At 51.4% G+C, this 9,819-nt stretch carries 3 protein-coding genes; all 3 read left to right on the top strand.

The genetic code is table 11. The features are described 5' to 3' along the window. Positions 1-82: 82 nt before the first annotated feature. The 3 genes from V3U24_11000 to V3U24_11010 all read left to right on the top strand — a co-directional run bounded on the left by V3U24_11000 (position 83) and on the right by V3U24_11010 (position 9,704). On the top strand, positions 83-3,826 hold the full coding sequence (locus V3U24_11000) for a S8 family serine peptidase (protein MEE9167970.1): 3,744 nt from the start codon (positions 83-85) through the stop codon (positions 3,824-3,826). 26 nt (positions 3,827-3,852) lie between these two features. Then, positions 3,853-6,270 (top strand): choice-of-anchor B family protein, encoded by a 2,418-nt coding sequence (locus V3U24_11005; protein MEE9167971.1) that lies wholly within the window; start codon positions 3,853-3,855, stop codon positions 6,268-6,270. A gap of 173 nt (positions 6,271-6,443) precedes the next feature. Beyond that, the gene (locus tag V3U24_11010; protein ID MEE9167972.1) at positions 6,444-9,704 is read left to right on the top strand and encodes a FlgD immunoglobulin-like domain containing protein; all 3,261 of its coding nucleotides are present in this window, start codon (positions 6,444-6,446) and stop codon (positions 9,702-9,704) included. Positions 9,705-9,819 lie beyond the last annotated feature (115 nt).

Raw genomic sequence — 9,819 nt, forward strand, 5'->3', positions numbered from 1 at the left:
GCCGCGTGATGGACATCATATCTTTAAGTCCCTGTGACACGATAACTTGAATTTTGGCCGAACTGGGGGAAATATGTCGCTAATGAGAATCCTGCCCGCCCTCCTTTTTTCCCTGGGGATACTCGTCGCCAGGGAGACGACGCCGGGAAACGTTATTCCGGGGAAGGTTATCTTCAAACTGGCCCCGGGAACCGCTCTCCTGAAAGCGAGGGGAACCGCTACTGCGGTGCCTGAGGTGGATGCCGTACTTTCAAGATACAGCGTTCAGTTTGTGGAGCCCCTGTTTCCTGCCTCTCGGTCCCGTCCACCGGACCTGCCTGACATCAGCCGCATTTACCTGGCAGCTTATGAGACAAATGCCAATCCTTACGCCGTGGCGCAAAGGCTTCAAGAGTCACCACAGGTGATCTATGCTGAACCGGTATTTATCCGAAGGGTTTACGGTGTCCCCGATGATTCTCTCTATTCGTCTCAATGGCACCTGTCCGCGATAATGGCGGCTGATGCCTGGGACATATCTCATGGTGATTCCACCATTATTATTGCCGTCGTGGACAACGGCTTCGATATGGATCATCCGGATCTTGAAGCCAATTATTTCACAAATCCGAATGAAATTCCCGGCAATCAGGTGGATGACGATGGAAACGGCTACGTGGATGACGTTCAGGGATGGGATTTCGGGGAATCCGATAACGATCCGACTCATGGGTCCGAGGAGGCTGCGGGATACTGGGTCCATGGGACACACGTTGCCGGTATAGCCAATGCCGTGACGGATAATCAAGCGGGAGTGGCCGGTGTAGCATGGAATGTCAAGACACTTCCTATCAAGGCCGCCTATGACGATACTCCTGAATTCATTTCTTTTGGTTACAGCGGGATCGTGTACGCCGCGGAACTTGGGGCCCATGTCATCAATTGCAGCTGGGGAGGAACGGGGTACTCCCTGGTGGGGGCTGAGGTTATTGAATATGCCACTGGTTTCGGTTCCCTCATCGTGGGTTCCGCCGGGAACGAGAATGCAAATGAGTTCCATTACCCGTCCGCTTATCAGGAAGTCCTGAGCGTTGCGTCCGTCAGCTCAAGTGACAGGAAGTCCAGTTTCAGCAATTATGGTCTATCGGTGGATGTTTCGGCACCGGGGGAGACTATCCTCTCTACTACTCCGGAAAGTGGGTACGGACATATCGGGGGCACATCAATGTCATCCCCTCTCGTCGCGGGGCTTGCGGCACTCGTCAAGTCCTACTATCCGGATTTGACAGCCAAGGAGCTGGCAGTCCGAGTGGCGGGAACGGTCGAAGGGATAGACAATCTGAATCCCCAGTATGAGGGCCTTATCGGAACCGGGCGTATTAACGCGTTTCAGGCCCTCGATTACGAGGAATCGGAGTTTGTTTCCTTTCCCCCGAAGATCGTCCTGGTAACCAGCGCCGTTACGGATGTTGTCGGGGGTAATGGAGACGGGGTCCTCGATCGTGGAGAAACTGTTTACATTTCCACCACTTACCGGAACTACTCACTGGGAACCACGCAGAGTTATACGGTGACGCTTACCACGGATGATCCTGCCCTCACGGTGGTGGATGATGTTACTTCGCCCCGTTCATTCCCTCCCGATGCGAGGGATACGATAGAGAATGGGCTTAGCTTTTCCGTTTCGGATACGGTCACCCCCCGGCTGACAAGTGTGGTTCTGAACGTGACGGCGGAAGGAGAATTTCACGCCTCCGATACACTCACTGTGACCTTGGGCAGGATGCCCGTCTTGATGGTGGATGACGACTTTGAAAGCTGTTGTGGGGACGTTCATGTTGATGGATTCTACAGGGGCATCCTGGATGAAAACAATCTCCTTTATGGAATTTGGGATCATTCCAAGCAAGGATCACCATCGGGGGAAGCTCTTCTCGGTTTTCCCATGATCATCTGGTTTACGGAGTGGGACTTCCCCAGTCTCGATTCACTGGACCGGGCCGCTTTGAGTTATTATCTGGACAATGGTGGAAACCTCTATATTTCCGGTCAGGATCTCGGATGGGATCTTGCTGATCCTGCACCAGGATTCGAAAATGAGTACAACTTTTCAAATGGAAACTCCAGGCTTTTTTATGAAACGTATCTCCATGCCACCTGGGGCGGGGATGATGCAGGTTCGGAGAATGTAGAAGGTATATGGGGCGATCCCATCAGTAGTGGGCTGGACTTCAATGTGTGGCAGCCGGGAATTGAGACTGATTCCCAGTTCCCCGATTGGTTCACTCCGGATGACCAGGCTGTCTTGATCTTCCAGTACGATAACGGAAAAGGGATGGGGCTCAGGTATGATGGAGATTATCGCCTCGTCTACACGGGAATGGGTTTGGAAGCCTTCGGCAGCGATTATGGCTCCGTGGCTCCGGAGGATATCAATGACACTCAGCGAACGGTTCTGACACGGATTCTCAGCTATCTGAACTTTATTCACCATGATCCCCTTTCGGACACTGAGTCCACGGAGACGGATTTTGATATTGCAGTGGAGGTGACGGGGGAAATTTCCGATCTTGAAAAGGTCGCTCTTTTCTATAAGACAGACGATATGACTGATTATAGTTCCTCGGACATGGAAGGGAGTGACGGTCAATTTACCGGTACAATCCCGGCACCCAATGAAGCCACCACTGTGCGGTACTATGTCGAAACGGATCATCCTTACTACACCTGGACAAATCCCGTGGGGGTGCCCGAAAATGTATTCCAATTCTATGCCGGCCCCGATACCGTACCACCGCAATTTGTCTTTGTCTCTGAGCTGGAAAACCGCATCGACCGGTCCGGTACAGACGAGGTAACGGCATTTGCTACGGACAACATCGGGATTGGCGAGGCAGTCCTGACATACACTCTTTCTACTGACAGGAATGATACGCTTTACGCCCCCATGGCGTTTGACGGTTCCCTGTGGCGAGGCGAAATCAGCTGGTCAGCCGTTTCCGGACACACGGTCATTACCTACCAGGTTGTGGTCAAAGATGTATCGAGCAATGAGAATGAAGCGAGATCCGAACCCCTCTCATTCAAGATCGTCAACCAGAGCAAGGTTGGATACTGGGATGAAGAGGATATTTCACAGTGGGATACAGGGGATGGCTGGGGATTGTTTCATTTCAATCAAACGATTCGATACGTCATGGACGATTCACCGGGTGAGAACTACAGCAACAATGCGAACAATGTGTTGGCAAAGCTTGAGCCTCTCGACGTTTCCCCCTATGAGTCCGCCTATCTCTCCTTCTTGGAACTCAGTTTTATGGAGGAGGATAAAGATTTTGGCTACGTGGAGTTATCAAGGGATGGAAATGAATGGACGACGGCTTCTTCTATAACAGGAGTGGCAGTCGTGCGGACAGAACTCGTTGATCTGACTCCTTACATCGACAATGGAGAGGTGTGGCTACGATTGCGTATGACATCGGATGAACAGAACACCTATATCGGTTGGTATGTGGACGATATCCATCTTCTCGTGGATACAACTTTGGGTGTGACAGGCGTTACGAGTTCTGAGATTCTGCCCAGTGAGGTGGCCCTTGGCCAGAACTATCCCAACCCGTTCAACGCGGTGACAGCAATCTCCTTTTCCCTCCCTTATTCGTCCGATGTACAGTTAGCGGTTTACGACCTACTGGGCCGGGAGGTGGCATCGCTGGTTCACGGTTTGAAGGAGGCGGGCCGCCATGAGGTGTTATGGAATGCCCACGGATTCGCCAGTGGCATTTATGTCTACCGGTTAGAGACATCTCGGAGCGTGAAAACGCGAAAGCTTCTTCTTCTCAAGTAGAGTTTTCCCGGAATGGAGACAGTTGAATGCGATTGCTGAATGTTAAATTCTTGATCACCGGCGCATCTGCCTTGGTTTTCCTGCATGTTGAAACGGTCTTATGTCAAGGACCTATCGGGTTCCTCGGAAATGTCGAAATTCCGGGAACGTTCACCACCGACGTTTGGGGATACGTGGATACGCTTGCTAATAAAGAATATGCATTGGTTGGAGATGCATCTGGCACGGGTCTTGTTATTGTTGACGTAAGTAATCCTTTAGTTCCTGTGCGGGTTGCCACGGTCCCGTCAGTGCCTGGTTTTGATGTTAAGGGATGGCAACACTACGCTTATACTGTTACGGGTGGGGGTGGATCAGGTGGCATTGTGGACATTTCCGATCCAGGAAATCCTCAAGTAGTGGGAACGTTCCCCTCATCCCATAATATTTTCATTGCTGAAAACGGATATATGTACTCGGAAGCTCCTGGGCTGCGCATTTACGATCTGAACCAGGACCCAACGAATCCCGAATTGGTTTGGAGTGATGGTACAACCGGCGGACATGATGCATCAGTCATTGATGACCGGTTGTACGATTTTCATGGTTCCAGCGGGACCAACATTTATGACGTTGCCGACCCGTCCAATCCACAACTATTGGGTTCCATTGATCCCCCTTCAATTAGATATCATCACAGTGGCTGGGTTAGCGAGGACGGAAACTACCTTTTCATCTGCGATGAATTGGCAAGCCATCCATTGGCGGATATTACCGTGTGGGATATCAGCGATGTTCGAAATCCGGAGCAGGTTGGGGAATTTGCGGATAGTACGGCAACTGTTCACAACCTGTATATCATCGGCGAAATTGCTTATGTGTCGTACTACACCGCGGGCCTCCGGGTTCTTGATATTTCCGATCCAACAGAGCCCGTCATCATTGATGAATATGATACGTCCCCGGAATCGGGCGAAGGTTTTGCCGGTGCGTTTGGTGTCTATCCTTTTGCTCCCTCCGGACATATTTATATCAGTGATTGGGACAACGGGCTCTACATTTTTCTCTTTCCCTCCTTATTATCGTTTGTCCACGAGCCCCTTACGGATACTGAAGATTCGGATGGACCTTACGTGGTCACAGTGACTATAAACGCCGGGGAGAACAATGCGTTGGTTCCGGGGACCGCAATGTGCGTTTCGGGACTAAACGCCGACTTCACGGACACAACGTACCTGTTGTCATCGGGTCAGTCGGGGGAGTTTACAACTGACATTCCCGGATACGGCTTAGCCGGGGAATTGACCTACTATTTCGCCGTGCAGGACACGGCCGGCCGTTGGTCCACCAAACCGTTTGGTGCCCCTGAATCTCACTACTCTTTCAACGTTGGACCCGATGCCATTCATCCGGTCATTCACTCTGTTTCGCAGATTGACGATCATTTCGGCAAAATGGGCTCGGTCCAGGTCACAACCTACGTGACTGACAATATCGCGGTGGGTGAGATCTTTCTGGAATATTCCTTTTCCAGCGATTCGCCGGAAACAACCTATTCTGTCCCTATGGATGTTGACGGGGCGGAATGGAAAGGGGAACTCGGCTGGGAGAGTGTTCCGTGGCATACAGTTGTTACCTATTGGGTGAAGGCCATCGACAGCACAAGTCAGTTGAATGAAACGATTTCGGAAATCTCCTCCTTTCAGATTCTCAACTGGACCCCGCTGGGGAACTGGGAGGCTGAGGACCTTTCCGACTGGGATACGGACGACGGCTGGGGATTTGTCGGTTTTGGAGACTATGGGAAGGTCATCAATGATTCTCCAGATGGGACCTACCGGAACAATGCAGAAAACATTTTGTCAATGGTAAATTTCATCGACATCTCGTCTTACAACTCGGCTTATCTCTCCTTCAGGCATCTAAGTCTTCTGGAAGAGGACAGAGATTTCGGTTATGTGGAACTTTCCTCCGATGGGGTAGTGTGGGACTCAGTCACATCCATCACGGGCATGGGTCTTCAGCGTGATGAAGTCATCGATCTATCTCCCTATATGGGTGAAGGAGAGGTATGGCTGCGATTTCGAATGATGTCGGACGAACAGAATGTGTATGGGGGATGGTTTATCGACGATATCCTTTTTGCTGTGGATACAACTTTTGAGACGTCATCCATTGTGAAGTTACCGAACACTCTCCCGGATAAATTTTCTCTTGAGCAAAACTATCCCAATCCGTTTAATGCCGTGACAACCATTGCCTATACGATTCCCGAGATGGCTCACGTACGACTCACCATTCATGACCTCCTTGGCCGGGAGGTGGCGACAATGGCTGACGGTTTGAAGGAAGCGGGCCGCCATGAGGTTGAATGGAACGCCGGTGGATTAGCCAGTGGTATTTATGTATATCGTCTGATGTCCGACGGACTTCAACTCAACAGAAAGCTCGTCCTCCTGAAATAGGGGCGGAAGACTCTCAGTTTTCTGCCGAAATGTGACCCAGGCAGTGTCAAACCCGTGACCACGGTCACAGGACTGCCCGGATCTCTTACAATTGACTTGCGAACAGTTTCTAATAGAGTCTAGATTGGGATCAGTAGGCAAATTTCTGTGTAACAAGTTAAGGAGGTTTCACTATGACCAGTAAGCTACTACCCATTTTATCCTGTGTCCTGATGGTGATGTCACTGTCTGCCGCGAAGACGAATGATGCAAGCGGCACCCGTCTTCCCACTAAGGAGCAGTTGGAGGCGGTGCAACAGAGGCGGGCCGTAAAGATGAAATTGAAAGCCGCTGTGGAGCGCCCCATGAAGGCCGCAGAGGCCAGGCTAAAGCGCGAGAAACTTGAATCCTTGCGCCAGCAGGAGCAAAAGCGTGAGTCACCGAAGAGGGAAAGGGACAAATTGCTGCGAACTTTGCGTAGCTTTGACAAGTGGCAGCGATTTGGCCACCGTGGTTCCCATTCGGCTGGTCCGCTCCTGCGGGGCGGGGATGGTCCGACGGTCCTCATTAACGGTGCCAGCGCGGCCACCATTGGCGCAGGCGAAGCGTTTGAAATATCCATCACCTTTACCACTGGAGAAGATTCCGCATGGGCGGAACTGTTCTTCGACGCGGATGGCGATACGGTCGTGGATGCTGAAGACATTTCCCTTTTGGAGATACTTGCTCCCGGACCTAAGATGATGCCGGGTGGCGAGGACGAAGGTTCCTTCTGGATCTACGACAATTCCGACGAAGATGAGGATCCTGCCGCGGGTGAATTTGTGGAAACTATAGATGATTTCCCTTTCATGGGTATTTCCATGATATTTCAGGTAACGGATGGTGGCGGTAGCGGTCAAGCCTATTTGACGGTTGACAATCTTACCGGGGACTACGCGGCTACCGGTACGGTATCCCCAGTTACGGCAACGGCCCTCGTCATGTTCAGTCATGAATTTGAGGATGAGCCATTCATGACTTTCACGGATAATACGGGTGCGTTCAGCTTCGATTTTCTCAATCTGGAGGGGGGCTTTTTTCTGGGAGCCATGGATGCTGCTCTAGGCATCAGCAGCGGTGAACACCTGTTGAGCGGACAATTCTACGAACATGCTGATGAACTTGACGGTGTTACCCTCGATATCACCCGGGACGCTGCGATTGTGGGAAGTGTCGTTGACGAAGAGGACGGCACGGGTATCGAGGATGCTTCCGTCGCCGCCTTCTCAGGACAACGGTACGATATACTTATGGGATTTACGACCAGCGGTTCTGATGGGGGTTTTTCTTTGCCTCTCCAGGGCGGTCATTTGTACGAAGCCGTGGAAGCCTACCATCCCGATTACATGTGGAACTCCTGTATCGATTATCCGGTCTACGTCTCATCGGGAGACACGCTGGATTTTGACTGTGAACTGGAGGAGTGGCCTGCCTTTGTGGAAGGATACGTCACTGACGCTGAAGCGGGTGACCCACTTGAAGACGTAGCAGTGGAAATCCGGATGTGGGATCATGACGGTCCCGGTCCCGGAGGACCCATGATGGGAGATGACGATGATAGGGATATGGAAGGATTCTGGAACGAAGCCTGGACAGATGAGGAGGGATATTACCGGCTGGGCACGGTCTATGGGACCGGTGAGCTGTGCGCCCACGACTGGGATGATCGCGAGTATCAGGGCTATTGCGAGTTCGGCTTTCTTGTTGATGAATCGTTGATCCAGTACGATTTCCAGCTGGAACTCTTCGATGGGGCCATTACCGGGACGGTGACCGACGTGTCCACGGGCGACCCGCTGCCCAGAGCCGATGTCTGGGCGTACGCTGAGGAGTGGATGTTTGACCAATGGGATATGACCGCTGGCGATGGGAAGTATAAACTTCCAGTAGTAAATGGCACGTATACAGTATGCGCTGAGAAGTGGTGGGAACAATACGGAGAAGAGTGTGTGGAGAACGTAGTGGTGTTGGATAATACTGTCACCGTTGACATTGCCCTGAGTCCACCAGATGGTGTAATTCAAGGCTATGTGTACGATGCGGATACGGACGAGGCGGTAAAGGGAATTGGTGTCGACGCATTCGGAGATGAATATCCTTACTATTACTATTACGGTGAGACCGATGAGAGCGGTTTCTTCAAGTTGGGCGTGAACAATGGGACTTATGAAGTCTGTTTCTATGACTGGGACTGGACGAATACTTATGAGGACACGTGCCTGACAGATATCGTCGTATCGGATGATACACAAGAGATCACTGTGAATCTAACGCCCATTGACTGGGACGGCGCCATCGTTGGAAGCGTTGCGGACGAATACGGTAACTCAATCGAATCCGGGGTAATAGCTATTGATACCACCGAGTGGGAAGCCAATTGGGCCATGTCAGACAGGGATGGAAGATATGTCCTGCCACTCAATAATGGCACCTACGTGGCTGCTGCTCTACCCTTCAGATGGGGCTATTTGTGGGATGTGGAATACAATGTGGTGGTCGATTTGGACACGGTCGATGTCGATTTTGTCCTTCCCTTAGTACAAATCGACGCTATGATAGATGGAACCGTGACTGACACATTGGGCAATATCCTGGAAGATGCATGGGTGGAGGCCGGTACCTGGTTCCATTTCGGATTTGATTGGTGGTGGGGCGATGGTCTGTTCTTTGATACAGAAACGGACGAGAGTGGTACCTATGAACTGGATGTGATGGGATTTGACGACCAGTATTACTGGATCTACGCCGACTACTGGGATCCTGAAACAGAGGATTTCATGGTAGGATTCGCCGATTCGGTATGGGTTCAGTCCGGCGAAACCGTCTCGGTCGATCTGGTCTTACGACCCATTATGTATGGCAGTGAAATCTGTGGCTATGTTTCCATCAATGGTGAGCCCGCCGAAGGAGCGGAAGTGTGGGCCGAGGATTCCAACACAGGCGAATTCTTTGTCACCTATACAGACGAAGACGGGTATTTCTGCATGGGTGTAGTCAACGGCGAATACGATGTTTGTGCGACGATTGACGAGCATATGGTAATGTGCTCCTACGTCGAGCTGTTTGATGAACGAGAGTCCATGGATTTCGAATTCTCTATCACCATCGGTGTGAGTGACGAAGCGTCGTTGCCGGAGCGATTTGCACTTCATCAGAATAGTCCGAATCCATTCAATCCCGTGACCACCATCCAGTATGATCTCCCGGAAGGAAACAATGTGGAGCTAATTGTTTATGACATTCTGGGTCATGAGGTGGCCGTCCTGGTTGACGGACGTCAGGCGCCCGGATACCATACGGTGAAGTGGGATGGCACGGATCGGTCCGGTAGTCAGGTGGCAACAGGAGTCTATATCTACCAGTTGAAGGCGCAGGACTTCGTCCGAACGAAAAAGCTTATTCTACTCCGGTAACTATGGGTGACAAGGTGCCAGCAAGACGGAAGAAACGCTCACTCCGTCAGTCGACGCATCCCATACCGCCAGAAAGGGTGGAAGAGTCGCAGAAGCAATACGATCGTCGCCGGAC

The sequence above is a fragment of the Candidatus Neomarinimicrobiota bacterium genome (assembly GCA_036476315.1).
In the GTDB taxonomy this organism is placed as follows: Bacteria; Fidelibacterota; Marinisomatia; order Marinisomatales; family S15-B10; genus JAZGBI01.

Bases quoted from the DNA above. Each gene is read 5' to 3' on its own strand.
- V3U24_11000 (MEE9167970.1), top strand. From the start codon at position 83: ATGAGAATCCTGCCCGCCCTCCTTTTTTCCCTGGGGATACTCGTCGCC.
- V3U24_11005 (MEE9167971.1), top strand. From the start codon at position 3,853: ATGCGATTGCTGAATGTTAAATTCTTGATCACCGGCGCATCTGCCTTG.
- V3U24_11010 (MEE9167972.1), top strand. From the start codon at position 6,444: ATGACCAGTAAGCTACTACCCATTTTATCCTGTGTCCTGATGGTGATG.